Consider the following 20,676-nt stretch of genomic DNA (forward strand, 5'->3'; position numbering starts at 1 on the left):
CTCGGTGCCCCAGTCCGTCCAACCGTACCGTTACCGAGGGGAGTCTCATGCTTTTGCGTCGTATCGCCGGGCTACTCGTCACGGGCGGCCTCGCCGCCGCCGCGATCCTGGCCCCGACCACACCGGCGGTCGCGGCCGTGACCTCCGGCGCGGTCTTCAACAATCCCACGGTGGCCAGTCAGCAGTACGCCATCGTCGAACACGTCCAGCGGCTGATTCAGGGTGCCGCTTCCGGGTCCACGATCCGGGTGGCGATGTACCACTTCTCGCTGACCCGGGTGTCGAACGACCTGACGGCCGCGTACGACCGGGGGGTGAACGTGCGGGTCGTGGTCGACAGCCAGTCTCGCGCCTATCCGGCGGTGACCGACCTGATCAGCAAGCTTGGCACGAACAGGGCCGGTGCCTCCTGGGTGACCGTCTGCACCACCGACCGGGCCTGCATCGGCAACCTCAACTCGCCGATCATGCACAACAAGTTCTTCCTGTTCTCCGACACCCTCGGGTCAACCAACGTCCTGGTGCAGAGCTCGGCCAACCTGACCAACGACAACGCCGAGCGCTACTGGAACAACGCGGTGACGCTCGTCGGCAACACCGCCGTCTACACCTCCTACGTCGCCTATCACAGCGATCTTGCCGCACAGGTGAAGAACAACGACTACTACCGGACCACGTCCAGCGGCAACGCCAAGTCGTACTTCTTCCCCCGCGCCGGCACCACCCAGGACACCGACACGATCTACAACATGCTCAACGAGAACGTCTCCTGTGAGGGCAACACCTCGACGGGCACCGAGACCGGACGGACGATCATCCGGATCGGGATGTGGCACTTCAGCCGCAACCCGATCGCGAACAAGCTGCGGGCCCTGGCCGACCAGAAGTGCTGGGTGGAGGTCGTCTACACCGACACCGATGCCGACGTGCTGAACATCCTGTCCGGGCACAGCCGGATCAAGCTGTACCGGATCAGCGGCGACTACATCGTGCACTCGAAGTACCTGCTCATCGAGGGAACGTACGACGGGCAGAAGGACACCAAGTGGGTGGTGACCGGTAGCCACAACTACTCCAACGCCGCGCTCCGCGAGAACGACGAGGCGCTGCTGCGGGTCCAGTCGGCGACCATCCACGACCAGTACCGGTCGAACTTCTGGGCGCTGCGGGACGCCGCCGTGCCGATCAGCTGAAACCCGCCGTTGCTCCTCCGACCAGACCGCAGTGGCGGGCGATGTCCAGGGCGTCGGTCAGCTCGCCGCAGCGAGCCAGCGCCATGGCGGCCCGACCCGCCACCCGCCGCGCATTCTGAGCGTCTGGTACCGCATCGAGCATGGCAGCGAGCAGGCCGGAGTCGCCGACCTGCTCAGCGAAACGCGCCACGGGGACGACCACGCGGCGATGGCCGCCGGCGGGCAGCGCCGCCATCGCGTCCGGCACGACCGTGCGGGCCCCCGCGTCAAGGGTCGGTAGCAGCACCTCGACGGCACCCCAGCTGCCTTCCTGCAACACGCCACCTATCAGGCGGGTGAACAGCTCCCGGTCCCGCGCCAACAACCCGGTGCGGACGGCCAGCCGCGCCAGCACCAGGCTCAGTCGCGTTTCGGGCGGGCCGCTGGCAGCCTGCACACACACAGAGTCGAGCGCGGTGACGTCCCCAGCTTCGACCAGTGCGGCACCGAGCCCGACGTCGGCCATCAGCACCCATCGCCGTACGCCTCGCAGGCGCGCCCGTAGCCGCGGCACGCGCACATCGACGAGCTCGGCTCGCAGATGTTCGTCGGCCAGGGCGTGCGCGAGCGGTACGACCTCCGCGACTACGGCGGCAAGCTCCTGCGGAATGACCCGCGGGTCGGCCAGCACGTCCAGCACAGCGCGGAGCCGCTCCGGGGTTGCCGCCTCGCGCCGGCAGCCAAGCCAGCGCAACAACTCACGAGCGAGCGGGCCCGGCCCGTAACCCGACACGCGGCAGTCCCGCATCCGACTCAGGACGACAAGCGCATCGTCGACCCGGTCCAGCGCCAGGAACAGCTGCGCGAACCGGTGCTGGTACATCATCTGAGCGTCGCGTTCGCGGCTCCCCTTCGGGCACTTCCGGAACGCCGCTACGAGCGCCTTCGCGCGCGCGGCCGGGAGTCCGGGAGCCGCCAGTGCCAGCAGCGCACGCTGCTGTTCATTCGGGCCGAGCCGTTTCGCCAGCGTAAGCGCGTCGTCGAACCGGCCCGCCGTGAGGAACGCGCCGACGAGCCGCTCACCGTCGACATCCTCGACGGTTACGCAGCGCCGCTCAGCTTCGGCCAGGCCGAGGGGCCCCAACAGGGCGGCTGCCGCAGCAAGGCGGGGCCGGTCGGCCTCGTGCAGCAGCGCCGACCAACGGTCGAGGTACGCGGGTTCACCGACGTGCGCCTCAGCCAGCACCGCGAATACCGCCGAGATCCGCGCAACCCGATAGCGGGCCAACCCACGATCCTCGTTCGGCCGAACCACCAGCACGGCCCGAAGCAGCGCCGCCTCCGCGTCAGGGTCGCCGGCCACGAGTCGCGCCAGCGTCCCGGCGACCGCATGGTCGGGATCGTTGCGCCCGCTGACGAACGGACGGTACGGGTGCTCGCCGTCGAGCGCGGCGGTCGCAACCCGCACAGCCTGCTCACCGGTAAGGATTCGGGGCGCCGCCGCAGCAAACTCCTTCGGCAGCCAGCCATCCAGGCATGCCATCAGCTCGTCGGCCGCACCGGCGTGGTCACCGCCATCGAACCGGGCCACGGCCCACTCGACCCGATCAGCCAGATCCGCCCTCCACTCGGGCGGCACCGCGCCGGAGCGTGCGAGCGCGACGCGGGCGTGGTTCGCGAGGTCGGTAGAGGCAATCAGGTCAGCTGGCACGCGCCGACACTACTCATGATCTTCTTCCCATCCGGACACCGACCTATGCGCGAGTGACGGATCTGGGGGACCTCCGGGGGCCCGGCGGGAGGGGCGCAGTCTGCACGATCAACCCAGCCGGCTGTACGAAGATCAAGCGTTGTACTACGGCGTCGCCCTTGGCGTTGAGCTGGTAGCCGTCGAGCCAGATCCAGCCGTCGTAGGTGATCCAGTCCTTCCGCACCCGGATCAGCCGGAAGAAGACCGGCTGGACGAACTGGGGGCTCGCTGCCCGGGTCACGTGGAAGACCGTCCCGGCCCGGAAGTCGATCACCTCAGCCAGCCGAGGAAACGGCGGTGGAGCGTCCCCGCCGGGGCCCAGCTCATGTCCTGGCTGGCGGACACGTAGTACGAGCCCATGTAGAGCGCCAGGGCGATCGGCGAGGCCACGTACTCCTGGAGCAGTTCGTGGCGGCGGGTGGCGCAGGGCCAGGGGGCGGCGCAGCCGGCGCAGAGCCAGACGGGCAGGACGGGGCCGTGCTCGATCACCGGTCCTCACCCGGCCAGTGGCCCCGGTTGACCGGGATCTTGTGTTTGTGCCGGCAGGGCAGCTCGTTGCCGCACTTGCAGACGTGCCGCCACCTGATCCATGACCAGATCGGCTTGTGCCGGCGAGCGAGGGTCATCGCGACGGCGGTCAGGTACTGGCCGTAGTCGACGCGTCTGTGCATCCAAGCCTCCCGCGTGAGGGGACGTGGCGGCCGGGCCACGCACGGTCATCCGACCGCCACATCTAGCAACACCGTCCCATGCCTGCATGTAATCCGCAATGTGCGAGCTTCGGAATTCGGTTGGCGTGTTGCGAACGGAATTCTCGTCGGTAGCTGTCAAGATGGCGGTATGCCCCCACGTCAGAGCCCCACTGTCAGACGCCGACGGCTGGCGATGACCCTGCGACAGCTCCGAGACCGGGCCGGCATCACGTCGGCGGAGGCGGCCCGGCGGGTCGACCACGATGCGAGCTGGCTCAGCCGCATCGAGACGGCCGAGGTCCGGCCACACCCCAATGACGTGCGGGCGCTGCTGAACCTGTACGGCGTGGACGGCGACCAAGCCGAAGCCGTGATCGCGGTGGCCCGGCAAGCGCGGCAGCGTGGCTGGTGGCAGTGGTACAACGACGTGCTGCCCGACTGGTTCGCGACCTACGTCGGGTTGGAATCAGAAGTGTCCGCCATGCGGATCTACGAGTGCCAGATGGTGCACGGGCTGCTGCAAACCGAGGACTACGCCCGCGCTGTCTTCCGGGGCGCTCCCGTGGCGATGCGCGACGAGGAGGTGGAACGACAGGTTGCGCTGCGGATGGAGCGTCAAGCCATCCTCGGCGGCGATGACCAGCCGGTGCTACGGGTCGTCCTCGATGAGGGAGCGGTTCGCCGCGTGGTCGGGGGACCGAAGGTGCTGCACGCGCAGATCATGAAACTGATCGATCACTCCACCCGTACCCGGCTGCGGATCCAACTCCTGCCGTTCGAAGCGGGCACCGGGTTCGACGGCAGCTTTACGATCCTCGACTTCCCGCACTTGCCCGCGCCGTACCCCGACGCAGCCGAGGACCGCCTGGTCTACATGGACACGCTCACGGGGGCGCTCTACCTGGAGCGACCGGCGGAGGTCGCGGCCTACGCCACGGCGTTCGAACAGCTCTGTGCTCTGGCTCTCTCGCCTGCGGACACGCGGGATACGCTTCGTGCGATCGCTCAGGAGTTGGCCGCGTAGGAAGAGGTTGGCATGGACGTGTCCCGCGCAGAGTGGAAGAAGAGCACTCGCTCTGGGTCGTCCGGTAGCTGCGTCGAGGTAGCTGACAACCTGGCCAAGATCATGGTCCGCGACAGCAAGGACCAGCAAGGCCCCGTGTTGTCCTTCACGACAGTCCAGTGGGCTGGCTTTATTCGGCATTTGAAGGCTGTGAGGTTCGACGCCTAAATGTCTGCTGGTGGCGCTGGTGTGCGGGAACGGATAGATCTGTGCTCAATAGTCTTTGTCAGGGCCTGCTCTCTCTGGCCCAGCGGGCCTCTTACCCCCACGCGACCGCTTGAGGTCGGCGAGCGCGGTCGTCCGCCCCGTCCGGCCTAGCGGCCAGGAATACCTGCACCACAAGGTGATCCACCATGGAACCGGCTGCGGAGTTACGAGGGGCCTTAATCGCGCTTGCTGGCGGGTGGAGGATTCGAACCTTCGAAGCTTTCGCGACGAATTTATAGGCCATTTCAAGGATCTCAGTACGACTTGTCCTGCCCCAGCACGTGCTGAGCCACGAAGTTGAGGATCATCTCCCTACTGACCGGGGCGATCCGTCCAGCCCGCACCGCCCCCAACAGCGTCGCCACCCCGTACTCCGTCGTCATCCCCGCCCCGCCCAACGCCTGCACGGCGGTGTCCACGGCGAGCGCGGCGGCCTCCCCGGCCGCGTACTTGGCCATGTTGCCGGCGACGCCGGCCTCCAGGTCCCGGCCGGCGTCGTAGAGGGTGGCCGCCTTGTAGATCATCAGGCGGGCCAGCTCCACCTGCACCGCCGCGTGCGCGAGCGGGTGGGACACCCCCTGGTGGGTGCCGATGCTCCGGCCACCCCAGACCTTGCGGGTGGCGGTGTACTCGCTGGCCCGCTCGATGGCGTACCGGCCGGTGCCGACGCCCATCGCGGCGACCGTGATCCGCTCGGGGTTCAGCCCGGCGAACAGGGCGGGCAGGCCGGCGTCCAACGACTCGCCGACCAGCGCGTCGGCGGGCAGCCGCACGTCGTCGAGGTAGAGCAGGAACTGGTTCTCCGGGGAGACGATCTCCATGTCCAGCTTGGACCGGGTCAGCCCCGGCGCGTCGGTCGGCACCACGAACAGCGCCGGCTTGAGCTTGCCGGTGGAGGCGTCCTCGGTCCGGGCCACGACCAGCACGTACTGCGCCTCGTCCACGCCCGAGATGTAGCACTTGCGGCCCGACAGCAGCCAGTCGTCGCCGTCGCGGCGGGCCACCGTGCCGAGCCGGTGGAAGTTCGACCCGGCCTCCGGCTCGGTGATCGCGAAGGCCACCTTGAGCGAGCCGTCGGCGAAGCCGGGCAGGAAACGCTTGCGCTGGTCCTCGGTGCCGTGCTTGTTGATCACGGTGGCGGCGATGGCGGGGGAGACCACGAGCAGCAGCAGGGGACAGCCGGCGGCGGCCAGTTCCTCGCAGACGATGGCCAGTTCGGTGATGCCGCCGCCCCCGCCGCCGTACTCGGTGGGGATGTTGACGCCGAGGTAGCCGAGCCGGCCGGCCTCGTCCCACAGCTCGGTGGTGTGCTCGCCGGCCTTCGCCTTCTCGACGAAGTAGCCGTGGCCGTACCTGCGGCCCAGCGCCCGGACGGCGTCGCGGAGCTGGTCCTGCTCTTCGGTGAGGTCGAAGTTCATCGGGGGTCCTCCTCGGGGCTGACCACGGCCAGCACGGTGCCGGTGTCCACCTGGCCGCCGGCCGGCACCGGCAGCTCGGCGACCACGCCGTCGGTCGGGGCGAGCACGGGATGTTCCAGCTTCATCGCCTCCAGGGTCAGCAGCAGGTCACCGGCGGCGACCCGCTGACCGACCTCGACGTGCACCCGGGCCACCGCGCCGGGCAGCGGCGCGAGCAGCGACCCGGCGGCCAGCTCCGCGCCGGGCAGCGGGAAGCGGGGCAGCTCGGCCAGGCTCGCCGCCCCGTCCGGGCCGTCCACGAAGACCGCCGACCCCACCCGGTGTACGCGGAACGCCCGTCGCACCCCGTCGACGTCGAGTACCACCCGGTCCGGGGCCGCCCCGACCAGCGCCACGGTTCGCCGCGTCGCCGGGTCGGTGGCCCAGTCGGCGAGCGCGCCGGTGCGGTCCAGCCGGTACCGCACGTCGATCTCGCCGCCCGGCCCGGCGTAGCGGGCGACCTGCGGGAAGGCTGGCACGTTGCGCCAGCCCGAGGGGAGGCCGGCGAGCACCGTGGCCGCCGACCGGCGGGCCGCCGCCGAGGCGAGCGCGGCGGCGAGGGCGGCCAGCGGCACCCCGTCGGGCGGCAACAGCGGGGCGAACACCTCGTCGTGCCGGTCCAGGAAGCCGGTGTCCACCTCGGCGGCGGCGAACTCGGGACTGCGTAGCACCCGGACCAGCAGGTCCCGGCTGGTGGTCACCCCGTGCAGTTCGGCCCGGGCCAGCGCGCCGGCCAGCAGCCGGGCCGCCTCCGCGCGGGTCGGGGCCCAGGCGACCAGCTTGGCCAGCATCGAGTCGTAGTGCACGCCGACCGTCGAACCGTCCACCACACCCGAGTCGAGGCGCAGCCCGCGGGTCGGGGCGAACATGCCCGCCACGCCGGGGACCGCGAACCGGTGCAGGGTGCCGGTGGCCGGCCGGAAGCCCTCCGCCGGGTCCTCGGCGCACAGCCGCACCTCGATCGCGTGGCCGGTGACGGGCGGGGTGGCCGCCAGCGGCAGCGGCTCGCCCTCGGCGACCAGCAGTTGCAGCCGGACCAGGTCCAGCCCGGTGACCGCCTCGGTGACCGGGTGCTCCACCTGGAGGCGGGTGTTCATCTCCAGGAAGTAGAACTCCCCGTCGGGCGCGAGCAGGAACTCGACCGTCCCCGCGCCGACGTAGCCGACCGCCCGGGCGGCGGCGACCGCCGCGGCGTGCAGCCGTTCGCGCACCCCGTCGGGCAGGACCGCCGGGGCCTCCTCGACGATCTTCTGGTGCCGGCGCTGGATCGAGCAGTCCCGCTCCCCGAACGCCAGCACCGTGCCGTGGACATCGCCGAAGACCTGCACCTCGACGTGCCGGCCCCGCTCGACGTACCGCTCGACGAAGACCGTACCGTCGCCGAACGCGCCGGCCGCCTCCCGCCGGGCGGAGGCCACGGCCTCGGCCAGGCCGGCGGCGTCGGAGACGATCCGCATGCCCCGGCCGCCGCCCCCGGCGGACGCCTTCACCAGCACCGGGAAGTCGGTGATCTCGTCGGCGTCGGTCCAGGTGGGCAGCATCGGCACGCCCGCGTCGGCCAGCAGCGCCTTGGCCGCCATCTTGTCGCCCATCGCGGCGATCGCCTTGGCCGGCGGACCGACCCAGGTCAGCCCCGCGTCGGTCACCGCCGCCGCGAACTCGGCGTTCTCGGCGAGGAAGCCGTAGCCCGGGTGCACGGCGTCCGCGCCGGACTTCCGGGCCGCGTCGAGGATCGCCTCGATCCGCAGGTACGTCTCGGCGGGCGTGCTCCCCGGCAGGCGTACGGCCTGGTCGGCCTCGGCGACGAACGGCGCGTCCGCGTCGGCGTCGGAGTGCACGGCCACCGTCTCGACGCCCAGCATCCGGCAGGTGGCGAGGACCCGCCGGGCGATTTCGCCCCGGTTGGCCACCAGCAGTCGGGTGATCATGAGTGGCAGCCCCTACATCCGGAAGACGCCGAAACCGTCGGCGCCCCTCACCGGTCCGTTGTGGATCGCCGACAGGCACAGCCCCAGGACGGTACGGGTGTCCCGGGGGTCGATCACCCCGTCGTCGTAGAGCCGGCCGGACAGGAAGAGCGCCCCGGACTGGGACTCGATCTGCTGCTCGACCATCATCCGCATGGCGGCGTCGGAGTCCTCGTCGTACTCGTTCCCCCGGGCGGCGGCGGCCTGCCGGGCCACGATCGACAGCACCCCGGCCAACTGCGCCGGCCCCATCACGGCCGACTTGGCGTTCGGCCAGGTGAACAGGAACCGTGGCTCGTACGCCCGCCCGCACATGCCGTAGTTGCCGGCCCCGTACGACGCGCCCAGGTTGACGGTCAGGTGGGGGACCTTCGAGTTCGACACCGCGTTGATCATCAGGGCGCCGTGCTTGATGATGCCGCGCTGCTCGTAGGCGGTGCCGACCATGTAGCCGGTGGTGTTCTGGAGGAAGACCAGCGGGGTGTCGGACGCGTTGGCGAGCTGGATGAACTGGGCGGCCTTCTGCGCCTCCTCGCTGAACAGCACCCCCCGGGCGTTGGCCAGCACGCCGACCGGGTACCCGTGCAGCTCGCCCCACCCGGTCACCAGGGCCGTCCCGTACGCCGGCTTGAACTCGTCGAAGTCGCTGCCGTCGAGCACCCGGGCCAGCACCTCGCGCGGGTCGAACGGCACCTTCAGGTCGGCGCTGGTGATACCGAGCAGTTCCTCCGGGTCGTACTTCGGGGGCTGCGGGACCGGGTTGCGCGGCGGCGGGCCCTGTTTGCGCCAGTTGAGCCGGCGGACGCACTGCCGGGCCAGCCGGATGCCGTCCCGCTCGTCGGACGCGAGGAAGTCCGCGAGCCCCGACGTCGCCGCGTGCATGGCCGCGCCGCCGAGGGACTCGTCGTCGGTTATCTCGCCGGTGGCCATCTTCACCAGCGGCGGCCCGGCCAGGTAGACCTGCGACCGGTCCCGGATCATGATCACGTGGTCGGACATTCCCGGCACGTACGCGCCGCCGGCCGTGGCGTTGCCGAAGACCACGCTGACCGTGGGGATCCGGTTGGCCGAGAGCCGGGTCAGGTCGCGGAACACCCGGCCGCCCGGGATGAAGATCTCCGCCTGGGTGGGCAGGTCCGCACCGGCCGACTCGACCAGGTTCACCATGGGGAGCCGGTTGGCGAGGGCGATCTCGCCGGCCCGCCGGGTCTTCGCCAGCGACCACGGGTTCACCGCGCCGCCGCGTACCGTCGGGTCGTTTGCGACGATCAGGCACTCCACGCCCTCCACCGCCCCGATCCCGGTGACCACGCTGGCCCCGACCGGGAAGTCCGTCCCGTACGCGGCGACCGGCGACAGCTCCAGGAACGGGCTGTCCGGGTCGAGCAGCAGCTCGATCCGCTCCCGGGGGAGCAGCTTGCCCCGCCCGTGGTGCCGGGTCACGTACTTCTCGCCGCCGCCCGCGCGGGCCCGGTCGAGGGCCGCGTCCAGCTCGGCGAGGCGTTCCAGCAGCGCCTCCCGGTTGGCGCGGTGGGCCGGCGAGGACGGGTCGATCGCGCTGTCCAGTGTGGTCACATCCCCATGCCCTTCGCGACGATCTCGTTCATGATCTCGGTGGTGCCGCCGCCGATGCCGAGGATGCGGGCGTCCCGGTAGTGCCGCTCCACCTCGGCGTCACGCAGGTAGCCGTACCCGCCGTGCAGTTGCAGGGCGGCGTCGACGACGAAGTCGCAGGCGGCCACCGCGACGTTCTTCGCCATCGCCACCTCGGTCACCACCGGCTCGCCAGCGGCGACCCGGGCCGCCACCTCGTGCACGTACGCGCGGGCCGCCTCGGCGCGGGTGTGCATCTCGGCCAGCCGGTGCCGGACGAGCTGGCGGCCGGCCAGCGGCCGGCCGAACGTGGACCGGTCCCGGCACCAGCGCACGGCCAGGTCGACGCAGCGTTGCGCCGTCGCGTACGCCTGCGTGGCCAGCGACAGCCGCTCGGCGGCGAAGTGCTGCATGAGGGTGAGGAATCCGGTGTCCTCGTCGCCGATCCGGTTGCTGGCCGGCACCCGCACGTCGGCGAAGGACAGCTCGGCGGTGTCCGAGCAGTGCCAGCCGAGCTTCTCCAGCCGCCGGCCGACGGTGAACCCGGGCGTCCCCTTGTCGATCACCAGCAGGGAGAGGGAGCCGCTGCCCGGGAAGTCGGTACAGACCGCCGTGGTCACGAAGTCCGCGCGCACCCCGCTGGTGATGTACGTCTTCGACCCGTTCACCACGTAGTGGTCGCCGTCGCGGCGGGCGTGGGTACGGATCGAGGCCACGTCCGAGCCGCCGTCGGGCTCGGTGATCGCCAGCGCGCCGATCATGGTCCCGGCCAGGGTCGGCCGCACGTACCGGTCGACCAGGTCCCCGTCCCCGGAGGCGACGATGTGCGGCAGCGCGATGCCGTGCGTGAACAGCGCCGCGATCAGGCCCGAGGAGCCGCCGGAGCGGATGATCTCCTCGGTGACGATGACCGAGTCGAGCAGGTCGCCGCCGCTGCCGCCCACCCGCTCGGGGAAACCGATGCCGAGCAGGCCCAGCTTCGCGGCCGTGGCGTGCAGCTCCCGGGGCACCTCGCCGGCCCGCTCCCAGCCGTCCAGGTGCGGCAGCACCTCCTTCGTGACGAACGCCCGGGTCAGCTCGCGGAGCTGTCGCCGCTCGGGGGTGTCCACGATGGTCACGGGACCACCTCCCTGGCCGGCCCGGTGGCGAGCCCCGTCGGCAGGTCGACGACGCGGGAGCGGAGCAGTTCGCCGAGCGCCTTCGCCTGCGGGTCGAACCGGGTGGACGCGGCCACCCCCTGCCCCAGCAGTCCCCGGAGCACGAAGTTCACCGCGCGCAGGTTCGGCAGCTCGTACCGCTCCACGGTCAGCGGGGCGGTCTCCGGCAGCAGCCCGGCCAGCCGCTCGACGGTCAGCCAGCCGCGCAGCCAGGCCCAGGTCGCGTCGGTGCGGGCCCAGACGCCGAGGTTCGCGTCGCCGCCCTTGTCGCCGGACCGCGCCCCCACCAGCTCGCCCAGTGCCCCCCGCCGGGTGGGCTGCGGCGGCGAGCCCCCGGTCGACGGATGCCGCTGTACCGGGGGCCTCTGCACAGCCGTCACGGCCGGCGCGGCGATCCGGACCCGCTCGCCGGAGGGGAGGACGGCGACGTGCGCGACCGCGTCCTGCGGGACCGCGTCGGCGGTGAAGACCCCGTACGGGGTGGCGTCGCCGGGCAGCGTGGTCAGCGTGCAGCCCGGGTAGGAGGCCAGCGCCAGCTCCACCGCGGCGGCCGAGAACGCCCGCCCGGCCCGCCCCTTGTCGCCGTCGCGCAGGTGTACGTGCAGCAGCGCGCTCGCCGCCTCGGTGTCACCCGCGTCCGGGTGGTCGGTACGGGCCAGGACGCACTCCAGCCCGTCCGTGCCGACGGCCGCCTCGATCTGACCCCGGACCAGGGCGGCCTTGGCCGGGATGTCCAGCCCGCACAGGACGAACGTCATCGAGTTGCGGAACCCGCCGAGGTTGTTCACCCCGACCTTGAGGGTGTCGGGCGGTGGGCTGCCCCGGACCCCGGTGACCCGCACCCGGTCCGGCCCGTCCACGCCCAGCGCGATTGTGTCCAGCCAGGTCACCACGTCCGGGCCCAGGTAGGCCGGGCCGCCCACCTCGTACAGGAGCTGGGCCGTGACCGTCTCCACGGTGACCGCGCCGCCGGTGCCGGGATGCTTGGTGATCACCGACGAGCCGTCCGGGTGGATCTCCGCGATCGGGAAGCCGGGGCGGTGGCCGCCGTCGGGCAGCTCCGTGAAGAAACTGAAGTTGCCGCCGGTGACCTGCGCACCGCACTCGATGAGGTGCCCGGCCACGGTCGCCCCGGCCAGCGCGTCGAGGTCGCCCCGCCCCCAGCCGAACCGGGCGATCGCCGGCCCCACCGCCAGGGACGCGTCGGTGACCCGGCCGGTGACCACCACGTCCGCCCCGGCGTCGAGGCAGGCGGCGATCCCGAACGCGCCCAGGTACGCGTTCGCGGTGAGCGCGTCCGGGCGGGCGAGGGCGTCGCCCTCGACGTACCCGACCCGGGCGGTGAGGCCGAGCCGGCCGGCGAGCGTGCCGATCGCGGCGGCCAACCCGGCGGGGTTCAACCCGCCGGCGTTGGTCACGATCCGCACCCCGCGCTCCAGCGCGGTGCCGAGGCAGCCCTCCAACTGGCGCAGGAACGTCTTCGCGTAGCCCAGGCCGGGGTCGCGCAGCCGGTCCCGGCCGAGGATCAGCATGGTCAGCTCGGCCAGGTAGTCGCCGGTCAGCACATCCAAATCGCCGCCGTCGAGCATCTCCCGCCAGGCGGTGGACCGGTCGCCGTAGAAGCCGGACGCGTTGCCGACCCGCAGCGGCGCGGTCATGCCGTCGTCCCGGCGGCCGGGGCCCGCCCCTCCAGCGGTTCGCGGCCGGCACCCGGCGGGCCGGCGAACGCCTGTGCCACGTCGAGCCACTCGTCGGCGACCGGCCCGGCGGCGACCAGGGCCAGATCGGCGCGGTGCCGGCGCTGGGTGACCAGCAGGCAGAAGTCGCGCGCCGGGCCGGTCACCCGGTCGGGGGCGTCCGCCGGGCCGTGCGCCCAGGTGCCGCCGCCCGGCGCGGCGAGTTCCAGCCGCACCGGCGCCGTCGGCACTGCCCGGCCGTGGGCCGTGAAGCCGTGCCCGAGGGTACGGAAGCCGAGGTGCGCGACGTGCCGAAGCCGGGCGGTCGGGGCGCGGGTGACGCCGAGCGCGTCGGCCACGTCCTCGCCGTGCGCCCAGGTCTCCATGATCCGGGCGGTGGCCATCGAGGTGGCCGACATCCGGGTGCCGTACCAGGGCAGCTTCTCCCCGGCCGGGACGGCGGCGAGCGCGTCGGCCAGCGCGGTGCGGCCCGCCCGCCAGCGGGCCAACAGCTTGGCCGCCGGGGCGAGGAACTGTTCGGCGCCGTCGTCCACCAGCCGGCCCAGGTCGGGGGCCGAGGTCACCGAGGCGAAGAACGCCCCGGGGTCGGTGGCGGCGAGCAGGGCGACGTGGTCGGTCCAGGCCAGGTGGGCGATCTGGTGGGCGATCGTCCAGCCGGGTGCCGGGGTGGCCCGCGCCCAGTCGCCCCACGGGAGGGGGGCGACCAGGGCGTCCAGCTCGCCGGACTCGTCGGCCAGGTCGGTGAGCAGGTCGGTGAGCAGGTCCGTGCGGTCGACCATGGGACCTCCAGGGCGGGTGAGGCCGGGTGGGCCTCTGCGGCTGGTCAGGGGGTGAGCAGGGCGGCGAGCTGGCGCTTCCAGGTGCTGAGCAGGGCGGCCCGGCGGGCCGAGTCGTCGTTGAGCAGGTTGGCCACCCCGAGCCCGCGCAGCAGGTCGAGGGTGGCCTGTACGGCCTCCCGGACGCCGGGTCGGCGCTCGTCGACCCCGAGCAGCGCGACGGTCAGCCGGTGCATCTCCCGCCCCACCTGGGCCTCCAGCGGCACCAGGGCGCGCCGCAACTCGGCGTCGGTGCGGGCGGCGACCCACAGTTCGAGGGCGGCGACGAAGAATGGCCCGGTGAACGCGGCACCGAGCAAGTCGATCACCCGATCGAGCCGCTGCGGCCCGGCGGGCAGCGCCTCGGTCTCCGTGCGCAGCTCCTCGGCGCGGCGCTCGGCGAGGTGCGCGATCGCAGCGGTGACCAGGGCGGCCTTGGTGGGGTAGTGGTGCAGCTGGGCGCCCCGGGAGACGCCGGCCCGGGCCGCCACCACGGTGGTGGTCGTACCGGACCAACCGTGCTCGACCAGGCACTCGACGGTCGCCTCCAGCAGCCGGGCCTGGGTGGCACGGCTGCGCTCCTGCTGAGGGACGCGGGTCGATGCGGACACGGGGACAGCGTGCCGCCGCCAAAACAAACAGTCAAGCCTGACTTTTTCGGCCCCGGCCCAAACGGTTCACCGGTGCCGGTGCCGGTGCCGGTGTCGGTGTCGGTGGTGCCGGCGGTGGTGGCGGCGGGGCTGGCTTGTCCTGGTTGGGCACAAAGGGCCGGGGCGAAGGGTCGGGGTTCACGGTTCACGGGTTCAAGGGTTCAAGGAGTCGAGTCGGCATGTTGTGAAAGACCAGGTGACGGGCCGGCATGTCGCGGGCCAGGTGGCATCGCCGACGTGCTTTGGAGCTGATGTCGTGGACGGATCGCCGTCCCGTGCTTTGGAGCTGATGTCGTGGACGGATCGCCGTCCCGTGCTTTGGAGCTGATGTCGTGGACGGGTCGCCATCCGGTTCTGATGACGCAGACGACTCAGCTCCATAGGCGGCGGGTAGGCAGGCAGGGGCTGCCGCGAGACCGCGGCCCGCCCGTGGAGCAACCCTGCTTTCCTCGGGTCGGTCGGCCCGGCAGCGTGGATCCCGGGCGGCCAAAGCAGCAGCCTCAGGTCGGGTCGACGGTCGACCGGTCGACCGTCTCGGGACCGGCCAGCCCTGTCGGGTCAGCCCTGTCGGGTCAGCCCTGTCGGGTCAGCCCTGCCGGGTCAGGGGGCCGAACACCGCCAGCGCGTCGGCGTCGCTGTGCCGGGATCGCAGGTACTCGTCGGCCCAGGCCGCGGCGTCCGGGAAGCCCGACTCCGTCGCCACCCGGGCGCAGGCGGCATCGACGTCGAACGCCGTACGTCGTAGCTGCGCCCCCGGCCCGAGCAGTGCCCAGTCCGCCCCGGGCCCGCCGTAGGGCATGCCGATGCTGCCCGCGTTGACCACCAGCCGGCGGTCGACCAGTCGGGTGAACGGCATGTGGGTGTGCCCGCAGACCACCGTGCCGACCGCGGCCGGGACGCCGGAGAGGACCTCCGCCCACCGGGCCATCCGGGAGTCGACGAGGACGATCTCCTCGTCGTCGCGGGGCGTGGCGTGGCAGAAGAGCACCTCGCCCAGCCCGGCTACCGGCAGGGTGACCGTCAGCGGAAGCCCGGCCAGCCATTCGACCTGGTCGTCGCGGAGCTGTTCCGCGGCCCAGTTCGACACGTCGATGTCCGACGGCTTCCCGGCCCGCGCCTCGACCAACTCCCGGTCGGCGTTGCCGCCCACCCAGCGGACCCGGTCGCCGAGGCTGGCCAGCAGGTCCAGCACCTCGACGGGCTGCGGGCCGGCGGCGACATCCCCGGTGAGCACGATCAGGTCGGCGGCGGCGACGTCCGGCTCGGCCAGCACCGCCTCCAGCGGGGGCAGTGCGCCGTGGACGTCGGACAGGACGGCGACACGTTCCAGCATGGTCCCACCGTCCCGCCCGCCAGCCGGGCCGTCCAGCGATTCTGCCCGGGGCAGACGGGACGGCCGGGCGGTCAGACGCGGGCGCGGCGGGCCAGGCGCTCCGGGTCCAGGATGATGATGCTCTTGCCGTCCAGCCGCAGCCAGCCGCGCGAGGCGAAGTCGGCGAGCGCCTTGTTCACGGTCTCCCGGGAGGCGCCGACGAGCTGGGCGATCTCCTCCTGGGTCAGGTCGTGGGTCACCCGCAGCACGCCGCCGTCGCGGGTGCCGAACCGGCCGGCCATCTGGAGCAGGTTCTTCGCGACCCGCCCCGGCACGTCGGTGAAGATCAGGTCGGCCAGCGAGTCGTTCGTCCGGCGCAGCCGGCGGGCCAGCACCCGGAGCAGCTGCTCGGCGATCTCGGGCCGGTTGTTCAGCCACGGCCGCAGGGCCTGCTTGCGCAGCCGTACCAGTCGGGTGTCGGTCACCGCGGTGGCCGTGGCCGTCCGGGGGCCCGGGTCGAAGAGCGACAGCTCGCCGACCATGTCCGACGGGCCCATCACGGCGATCAGGTTCTGCCGGCCGTCGGCCGCCCGGCGACCGACCTTGATCTTGCCGGACAGGAGGATGTAGAGACTGTCGCCGGGCTCGCCCTCGTTGAACACGACCTCGCCCTTGCGGACCTCGATCGTCTCCATCTCCTTCGCGAGCGCCTCGGCAGCCTCCGGGTCGACCCCCTGAAAGATCCCGCTGCGGGCCAGTACCTCGTCCATCGCGCACCTCCGCCTGCGCGTGCCGTCCGTCGGCCGGGTCCGCCGTCCGCTGATCCCTCGCGCGAGGCCAGTCTAGGCGCACGTGAGCAGTAATCAGAGGTGCACCCCTGGAATCTTGATCGTTGGGCGTAACCCCGCCCAACCTGATCAACCACTATGATCGCCGGTTCGGTGGGCCCCGGCCCGCCCGCGACGCGCCCGGGACGTAGGGTCTGCGGCGTGCTGACCGAGCCGACCCTGACCAGCCGCCACGAGGACGGGTGGGACGTACCGTTGCTCGTCTGGCGCGCCGACCGGCCGCTGCTCGCGGTCAGCTCCGCGCCGCTGGGCGGCGGGATCGGTGTCCGGAACTGGGTGGTCAACGCGACCGTGCCGATGTCGTACCACCGGGACGACCCGGCCGAGCACCTGGCCGGGCTGGCCGGCCAGCTCGGCCTGGACGGGCCCGGCGTCGGGCTGCTGACCGGGGTCGACGTCGCCGAGGTGGTCGCCCGGACCGACACCGGCGTGCGGGTCTGGGCCACGGTCGGGCTGGGCACCCCGCTCCAGGCCGCCGAGCCCGCCCCGGCCGGATCCACCGTGCCCGAGCCCGCCCCAGCCGAGTCCGGGGCGCGGGTCGGCACCGTCAACATCGTGATCCAGGTACCCGCCCGGCTCGGCGACGCCGCGCTGGTCAACGCGGTGGCCACCGCGACCGAGGCGAAGGTGCAGGCGATCCGGGAGCTGGGGCTGGTGGCCACCGGCACCCCCACGGACGCGGTCACCGTGCTCTGCCCGGTCGACGGGGCGCCGGCCGCGTACGGGGGTCCGCGCTCCACCTGGGGAGCGCCGCTGGCCCGGGCCGTGCACGCCGCCGTGCTCGCCGGCGGGGCCGGCTCCGTGGTGCCGTGGTCGCAACGACGTACGGCCTGAAGTCCGACCGATCGGCCATCGTCAGCGCGTTGCCCGGCCGGTAGGGTCGCGGGCGATGTATGCTGCCGCTCCTTCCGGAATCCGCCCGCGCCGCGCCGCGCTCGCCCTCGGCGTGCTGCTCACCGCGCTGCTCGCCGCCGGCTGCGCGCAACCCGGCGACGATCCTGTCTGGCAGCCGGGTGCCGCGGGCGGCAGCACCAGCGCGCCCGGCGCTCCGACGCCGACCCGGACCCCGGCCGCCACGCCGGAGGGCGAGGCGAAGAGCGTCTCGCTCTCCGCCACCGGCGACATCATCATGGGCAACGCGCCGAACCGGCTTCCGCCGGGCGGCGGGAAGGGGTTCTTCGACTCGGTCAAGGACGCCCTCGCCGCCGACCTGGTGATGGGCAACCTGGAGGAGCCGCTGACGGTGGACACCGGGACCGGCAAGTGCGGGGCCAACTCGACCCGGTGCTTCCAGTTCCGCGCCCCGCCGGAGTACGCGGCCCACCTGCGTGACGCCGGGTTCGAGCTGCTCAACCAGGCCAACAACCACGGGTACGACTACGGCCCCAAGGGCTACCAGAACACCCAGCGGGCGTTGGAGAAGTACGACCTGGCGCACACCGGCGCGCCCGACCAGATCACCGTGGTCGAGGTCGAGGGCGTCAAGGTCGCCGTGGCCGGCTTCTCGTCGTACGTCTGGTCCAACAGTCTGGTCGACATCGACGCCGCCAGCGCGGTGGTCAAGAAGGCCGCCACCATGGCCGACCTGGTCGTGGTGCAGGTGCACATGGGCGGCGAGGGCGCCGACAAGACCCGGGTCCGACCGGGCACCGAGATGTTCCTCGGCGAGAACCGGGGCGATCCGGTGAAGTTCTCGCACGCCATGATCGACGCCGGGGCGGACCTGATCGTCGGCCACGGCCCGCACGTGCTGCGCGGCATGGAGTTCTACCAGGGCCGGCTGATCGCCTACAGCCTCGGCAACTTCGCGGGCGGCGGCAACTCGCTGAGCAACAACGGCCGGCTGGGCTGGGGCGGTGTGCTCAAGGTGTCGCTCAAGCCGGACGGGAGCTTCGCCGGTGGGTCGTTCACCTCGACGTACATGAACTCGATCGGCAAGCCGACCATGGACCCGGACGACCGGGGCCTCGGCCTGGTCCGGCAGCTCACCCGGACGGACTTCCCGAAGACCGGTGCCCGGTTCGACGACCAGGGCCGGATCACCGAGGGGTGACCGGGCCGCGCCCGCTTCAGCGGTGACGCGCCGCCCGCGTGCGCGCGTCGGGCCGGCACCGGGCCGACGTAGGCTTTCCGTCGTGACCACCAGTTCCCCCGCAGCCACCGAGACCGACCTCGGTCGCACGCGCCGTGCCCGGAAGATCGGTCGGGTGCTGTCCGAGACCCACCCCGACGCGCACTGCGAGCTGGACCACACCAACCCGCTGGAGCTGGCCGTCGCCACGATCCTGTCCGCGCAGTGCACGGACAAGAAGGTCAACGAGGTCACCCCGAAGCTGTTCGGTCGGTACCCGACGGCAGCCGACTACGCCGGCGCCGACCGGGCGGAGCTGGAGGAGCTGATCCGGCCCACCGGCTTCTACCGGAACAAGACCGACTCGCTGATCAAGCTGGGCCGGGGCCTCGTCGAGCGGTACGACGGCCGGGTGCCGGGGAAGCTCGTCGACCTGGTCACGCTGCCCGGGATCGGCCGCAAGACCGCCAACGTCATCCTCGGCAACGCCTTCGCCGTTCCCGGCATCACCGTCGACACCCATTTCCAGCGGCTGGTGCACCGCTGGCGGCTGACCGACGAGACCGACCCCGTCAAGATCGAGCACGCGGTCGGCGCGATGTACCCGAAGCGCGACTGGACGATGCTGTCGCACCGGATCATCTTCCACGGCCGGCGGGTCTGCCACGCCCGTAAGCCGGCCTGCGGCGCCTGCACCCTGGTGAAGCTCTGCCCGTCGTACGGGACCGGGCCGACCGGGCCGGCCGCCGCCGCGAAGCTGCTCAAGGGCCCCCGGGCGCGGGACCTGGCCGCCGCCGCAGGCGTCGACCCCGAGCTGGTGCCGCAGCAGGCGGTGGCTGCGGAGGTGCCGTGAAGCGCCGCCTTGCCGCCCTGCTCCTGCCGGTGGCGCTGCTCGCCGCCGGCTGCACGGCTCCCGCCGGGGAGCCGGCGCCGCCCGAGCCCCGGAGGAACACCCGGCCCTCGCCGTTCGCCGCCTGTGCGGCCCTGACCACGCCGCCGGCCCAGGCCGGCCCGACGCCAACCGGGTCAGGGGCCGGGCCGACCGGGGCCGGGCCGACCAGGACCGGGGCGCCTGGCGGGTCGGCGCTGCCCGAGTTGACGCTGCCCTGCTTCACCGGCGGCGACCCGGTCGCGCTGCGGGACATCCGGGGACCGGCCGTGATCAACCTGTGGGCGTCCTGGTGCCCGCCCTGCCGCAAGGAACTGCCCGCCTTCCAGCGGCTCAGCGAGCGCGCGGCCGGCCGGCTCCAGGTGGTCGGGGTGAACGCCCGGGACGACCGGGACGCCGCCCAGTCGATCGGCGAGGACTTCGGCATCCGCTTCCCGGTCCTGTTCGACCAGGGCGACAGCCTGAGCCGGGGGCTCAACCGCAACGCCATCCCGCTGACCGTGTTCGTCGACGCCGACGGCCGGGTCCGGCACGTCGACGTCTCCGGGGCGCTGGACGACGCCCGGCTGGCCGAGTTGGTCCGCCGGCACCTCGGGCTGGAGGTGTCCGGGTGACCCGGCAGCCCCCGCCCTGGATCGACCCGCTGCTGGCCCGGCTCGGCACCGCGCGGGTCGAGGACTTCACCCGGATCGCCACCCCGAGCAGCGGCGGGCGGGAGAGCGCCGTGCTGGTGCTGCTGGCCGAGGAGCCGGGGGCCGGCCCGGACGTGCTGGTCCTCCAGCGCGCCGCGACCCTGCGCAACCACGCCGGGCAGCCGGCCTTTCCCGGCGGGGCGGCCGACCCGACCGACGCCGACTCCGCCGCCACCGCCCTGCGCGAGGCGAACGAGGAGGTAGACCTCGACCCGGCCAGCGTCACCGTGCTGGCCGAGCTGCCGAAGCTGTGGATCCCGGTCAGCGACTTCGTGGTGACCCCGGTGCTCGGCTGGTGGCACCGGCCGCACCCGGTGCACCCCCGGGAACCGGCCGAGGTCGCGCACGTCGCCCGGCTGCCGGTCGCCGAACTCGTCGATCCGGCCAACCGCATCCGGGTACGCCACCCGAGCGGCTGGATCGGCCCGGCCTTCTCGGTGCGCGGCATGCTGGTCTGGGGCTTCACCGCCGGGGTGCTCGCCACCCTGCTGGAGATGGGCGGCTGGGCCCGCCCCTGGCCGCGCGACCGGGTCGTCGACCTGCCGCCCACCGGGGCCGCCCCGGCGCCGTCGGCCGGCACCGACGAGGCCGACGAGATGACCGGCCCGCGCACCTGACCATCGCGTTCGCGAGCGGCGGGCCGC

The 20,676-nt window shown here is 72.6% G+C and carries 21 protein-coding genes; 8 read left to right on the forward strand and 13 right to left on the reverse strand.

Features of this window, described 5'->3' with window-relative positions; translation table 11 throughout:
• Positions 1 to 47: 47 nt before the first annotated feature.
• Entirely contained in the window at positions 48 to 1,193 is a 1,146-nt protein-coding gene (locus C5N14_RS00155) for a phosphatidylserine/phosphatidylglycerophosphate/cardiolipin synthase family protein (protein WP_117664745.1), read from the forward strand.
• On the opposite strand, the gene C5N14_RS00160 is transcribed toward C5N14_RS00155, so the two are convergent.
• The 4 genes from C5N14_RS00160 to C5N14_RS00175 are packed head-to-tail and all read right to left on the reverse strand — an operon-like array spanning position 1,186 to position 3,593.
• Positions 1,186 to 2,883: a hypothetical protein gene (locus C5N14_RS00160; protein ID WP_117664746.1), complete on the reverse strand. Its 1,698-nt coding sequence runs from the start codon at positions 2,881 to 2,883 to the stop codon at positions 1,186 to 1,188. The two genes, C5N14_RS00155 and C5N14_RS00160, sit on opposite strands and share 8 nt — an antisense overlap.
• Before the next feature lie 43 nt (positions 2,884 to 2,926).
• Positions 2,927 to 3,193, reverse strand: a complete 267-nt coding sequence (locus C5N14_RS00165) for a hypothetical protein (RefSeq protein ID WP_117664933.1) — start codon at positions 3,191 to 3,193, stop codon at positions 2,927 to 2,929.
• A complete protein-coding gene (locus C5N14_RS00170) occupies positions 3,193 to 3,411 on the reverse strand; it encodes a hypothetical protein (RefSeq protein WP_117664747.1) in 219 nt (72 codons plus the stop codon). Before C5N14_RS00170 ends, C5N14_RS00165 begins: the two co-directional genes overlap by 1 nt.
• Positions 3,408 to 3,593 carry a hypothetical protein gene (locus C5N14_RS00175; protein WP_117664748.1) on the reverse strand — a complete coding sequence of 62 codons (186 nt, stop codon included), beginning with the start codon at positions 3,591 to 3,593 and terminating at the stop codon, positions 3,408 to 3,410. Before C5N14_RS00175 ends, C5N14_RS00170 begins: the two co-directional genes overlap by 4 nt.
• Before the next feature lie 214 nt (positions 3,594 to 3,807).
• On the opposite strand from C5N14_RS00175, the gene C5N14_RS00180 reads away from it, so the two are divergent.
• Together C5N14_RS00180 and C5N14_RS00185 are read left to right on the forward strand one after the other, a co-directional pair.
• Positions 3,808 to 4,638: a helix-turn-helix transcriptional regulator gene (locus tag C5N14_RS00180; protein WP_243639008.1), complete on the forward strand. Its 831-nt coding sequence runs from the start codon at positions 3,808 to 3,810 to the stop codon at positions 4,636 to 4,638.
• A 12-nt stretch (positions 4,639 to 4,650) separates the two neighbouring features.
• Complete coding sequence (locus tag C5N14_RS00185) at positions 4,651 to 4,845, forward strand: DUF397 domain-containing protein (RefSeq protein ID WP_117664750.1); 195 nt, start codon at positions 4,651 to 4,653, stop codon at positions 4,843 to 4,845.
• A gap of 293 nt (positions 4,846 to 5,138) precedes the next feature.
• On the opposite strand, the gene C5N14_RS00190 is transcribed toward C5N14_RS00185, so the two are convergent.
• From C5N14_RS00190 to C5N14_RS00230, 9 genes are all read right to left on the reverse strand, one after another.
• Positions 5,139 to 6,302, reverse strand: coding sequence for an acyl-CoA dehydrogenase family protein (locus C5N14_RS00190; protein ID WP_117664751.1), 1,164 nt, complete (start codon positions 6,300 to 6,302; stop codon positions 5,139 to 5,141).
• Positions 6,299 to 8,269: a biotin carboxylase N-terminal domain-containing protein gene (locus C5N14_RS00195; RefSeq protein ID WP_117664752.1), complete on the reverse strand. Its 1,971-nt coding sequence runs from the start codon at positions 8,267 to 8,269 to the stop codon at positions 6,299 to 6,301. The genes C5N14_RS00190 and C5N14_RS00195 overlap by 4 nt, the downstream gene beginning before the upstream one ends.
• Before the next feature lie 12 nt (positions 8,270 to 8,281).
• The gene (locus C5N14_RS00200) at positions 8,282 to 9,883 is read right to left on the reverse strand and encodes an acyl-CoA carboxylase subunit beta (protein ID WP_117664753.1); all 1,602 of its coding nucleotides are present in this window, start codon (positions 9,881 to 9,883) and stop codon (positions 8,282 to 8,284) included.
• On the reverse strand, positions 9,880 to 11,019 hold the full coding sequence (locus tag C5N14_RS00205; protein ID WP_117664754.1) for an acyl-CoA dehydrogenase family protein: 1,140 nt from the start codon (positions 11,017 to 11,019) through the stop codon (positions 9,880 to 9,882). Before C5N14_RS00205 ends, C5N14_RS00200 begins: the two co-directional genes overlap by 4 nt.
• Positions 11,016 to 12,716, reverse strand: coding sequence for an acyclic terpene utilization AtuA family protein (locus tag C5N14_RS00210; protein WP_117664755.1), 1,701 nt, complete (start codon positions 12,714 to 12,716; stop codon positions 11,016 to 11,018). The genes C5N14_RS00205 and C5N14_RS00210 overlap by 4 nt, the downstream gene beginning before the upstream one ends.
• Entirely contained in the window at positions 12,713 to 13,534 is an 822-nt protein-coding gene (locus C5N14_RS00215; RefSeq protein ID WP_117664756.1) for a TIGR03084 family metal-binding protein, read from the reverse strand. The genes C5N14_RS00210 and C5N14_RS00215 overlap by 4 nt, the downstream gene beginning before the upstream one ends.
• Before the next feature lie 44 nt (positions 13,535 to 13,578).
• On the reverse strand, positions 13,579 to 14,181 hold the full coding sequence (locus tag C5N14_RS00220; protein ID WP_117664757.1) for a TetR/AcrR family transcriptional regulator: 603 nt from the start codon (positions 14,179 to 14,181) through the stop codon (positions 13,579 to 13,581).
• 625 nt (positions 14,182 to 14,806) lie between these two features.
• Positions 14,807 to 15,553 carry a metallophosphoesterase gene (locus C5N14_RS00225; protein WP_117664758.1) on the reverse strand — a complete coding sequence of 249 codons (747 nt, stop codon included), beginning with the start codon at positions 15,551 to 15,553 and terminating at the stop codon, positions 14,807 to 14,809.
• Between the two features lie 71 nt (positions 15,554 to 15,624).
• Complete coding sequence (locus tag C5N14_RS00230) at positions 15,625 to 16,302, reverse strand: Crp/Fnr family transcriptional regulator (protein WP_007073398.1); 678 nt, start codon at positions 16,300 to 16,302, stop codon at positions 15,625 to 15,627.
• 219 nt (positions 16,303 to 16,521) lie between these two features.
• On the opposite strand from C5N14_RS00230, the gene C5N14_RS00235 reads away from it, so the two are divergent.
• The 5 genes from C5N14_RS00235 (at position 16,522) to C5N14_RS00255 (ending at position 20,649) form a co-directional block, all read left to right on the forward strand.
• Positions 16,522 to 17,214, forward strand: coding sequence for an adenosylcobinamide amidohydrolase (locus C5N14_RS00235; RefSeq protein ID WP_117664759.1), 693 nt, complete (start codon positions 16,522 to 16,524; stop codon positions 17,212 to 17,214).
• 55 nt (positions 17,215 to 17,269) lie between these two features.
• Positions 17,270 to 18,433, forward strand: coding sequence for a CapA family protein (locus C5N14_RS00240; RefSeq protein WP_117664760.1), 1,164 nt, complete (start codon positions 17,270 to 17,272; stop codon positions 18,431 to 18,433).
• 82 nt (positions 18,434 to 18,515) lie between these two features.
• The gene (gene nth / locus C5N14_RS00245; protein WP_117664761.1) at positions 18,516 to 19,304 is read left to right on the forward strand and encodes an endonuclease III; all 789 of its coding nucleotides are present in this window, start codon (positions 18,516 to 18,518) and stop codon (positions 19,302 to 19,304) included.
• Positions 19,301 to 19,954, forward strand: coding sequence for a TlpA disulfide reductase family protein (locus tag C5N14_RS00250; protein WP_117664762.1), 654 nt, complete (start codon positions 19,301 to 19,303; stop codon positions 19,952 to 19,954). The genes nth and C5N14_RS00250 overlap by 4 nt, the downstream gene beginning before the upstream one ends.
• The gene (locus C5N14_RS00255) at positions 19,951 to 20,649 is read left to right on the forward strand and encodes a CoA pyrophosphatase (RefSeq protein ID WP_117664763.1); all 699 of its coding nucleotides are present in this window, start codon (positions 19,951 to 19,953) and stop codon (positions 20,647 to 20,649) included. Before C5N14_RS00250 ends, C5N14_RS00255 begins: the two co-directional genes overlap by 4 nt.
• Positions 20,650 to 20,676 lie beyond the last annotated feature (27 nt).

Origin of the sequence: Micromonospora sp. MW-13 (assembly GCF_003434305.1) — a bacterium.
Lineage (GTDB): Bacteria > Actinomycetota > Actinomycetes > Mycobacteriales > Micromonosporaceae > Micromonospora.

Excerpts from the sequence above, each read along its gene's own strand:
- C5N14_RS00155 (WP_117664745.1), top strand. The coding sequence starts at position 48 with ATGCTTTTGCGTCGTATCGCCGGGCTACTCGTCACGGGCGGCCTCGCC.
- C5N14_RS00175 (WP_117664748.1), bottom strand. The coding sequence starts at position 3,593 with ATGCACAGACGCGTCGACTACGGCCAGTACCTGACCGCCGTCGCGATG.
- C5N14_RS00180 (WP_243639008.1), top strand. The coding sequence starts at position 3,808 with ATGACCCTGCGACAGCTCCGAGACCGGGCCGGCATCACGTCGGCGGAG.
- C5N14_RS00185 (WP_117664750.1), top strand. The coding sequence starts at position 4,651 with ATGGACGTGTCCCGCGCAGAGTGGAAGAAGAGCACTCGCTCTGGGTCG.
- C5N14_RS00190 (WP_117664751.1), bottom strand. The coding sequence starts at position 6,302 with ATGAACTTCGACCTCACCGAAGAGCAGGACCAGCTCCGCGACGCCGTC.
- C5N14_RS00195 (WP_117664752.1), bottom strand. The coding sequence starts at position 8,269 with ATGATCACCCGACTGCTGGTGGCCAACCGGGGCGAAATCGCCCGGCGG.
- C5N14_RS00210 (WP_117664755.1), bottom strand. The coding sequence starts at position 12,716 with ATGACCGCGCCGCTGCGGGTCGGCAACGCGTCCGGCTTCTACGGCGAC.
- C5N14_RS00215 (WP_117664756.1), bottom strand. The coding sequence starts at position 13,534 with ATGGTCGACCGCACGGACCTGCTCACCGACCTGCTCACCGACCTGGCC.
- C5N14_RS00225 (WP_117664758.1), bottom strand. The coding sequence starts at position 15,553 with ATGCTGGAACGTGTCGCCGTCCTGTCCGACGTCCACGGCGCACTGCCC.
- C5N14_RS00230 (WP_007073398.1), bottom strand. The coding sequence starts at position 16,302 with ATGGACGAGGTACTGGCCCGCAGCGGGATCTTTCAGGGGGTCGACCCG.
- C5N14_RS00240 (WP_117664760.1), top strand. The coding sequence starts at position 17,270 with ATGTATGCTGCCGCTCCTTCCGGAATCCGCCCGCGCCGCGCCGCGCTC.